1 protein-coding gene is annotated in these 760 nt (G+C 69.2%); it reads right to left on the reverse strand.

The genetic code is table 11. The features are described 5' to 3' along the window. Positions 1–760: condensation domain-containing protein (locus O3Q52_RS53750; RefSeq protein ID WP_269655637.1), on the reverse strand; the 760-nt coding region annotated here is incomplete at both ends.

Raw genomic sequence — 760 nt, forward strand, 5'->3', positions numbered from 1 at the left:
CCGGTTTGCCGGCGGGCAGGGGTTCGGTGTGGATGCCGGGCAGGTCGAGGACGGCCGGGGCGTTGTTCTGCAGGGCGAGCATCACCTGGAAGAGCGGGTGACGGGCCATCGATCGGGTCGGCGCAAGGTCTTCGACCAGCCGCTCGAAGGGCACGTCCTGATGCGCGAACGCCGCCAGGCCATTCTCCCGCACCTGCTCCAGCAGGCTCACGAACATGGGGTCACCGGACAGATCCGTGCGCATCACCAGAGTGTTGACGAAGAACCCCACCAGGTCGTCCAGCGCCTCGTCGGTCCGCCCGGCGACCGGGGTGCCGACCGGAATGTCGTCTCCGGCCCCGAGCCGGTGCAGCAGGACGGCCAGTACCGCCTGAAGCACCATGAACACCGTCACGCCCTGGACGCGGGCCAGCTCGGCCACCCGGGCATGCACCTCCGCAGGCACACGCACCTCCACCCGGCCACCACGGTACGAGGCCACCGCGGGCCGCGGCCGGTCGAACGGCAGCACCAACTCCTGCGGCACCCCCGCCAACACCTCACGCCAGTAACCCAGTTGCTCGCTCAGCACACTGCCCGGATCGGCCTCCTCACCGAGCAACTCCCGCTGCCACAACGAGTAGTCCGCGTACTGCACCGCCAACGGCTCCCAGTCAGGCACCCGCCCGTCGGTACGAGCCGTGTACGCGACCGACACATCACCCGCCAACGGCCCCATCGACCATCCGTCACCGGCAATGTGATGCACCACCAGCACCAG

Origin of the sequence: Streptomyces sp. ActVer, from assembly GCF_027270795.1 — a bacterium.
Taxonomy (GTDB): domain Bacteria; phylum Actinomycetota; class Actinomycetes; order Streptomycetales; family Streptomycetaceae; genus Streptomyces; species Streptomyces umbrinus_A.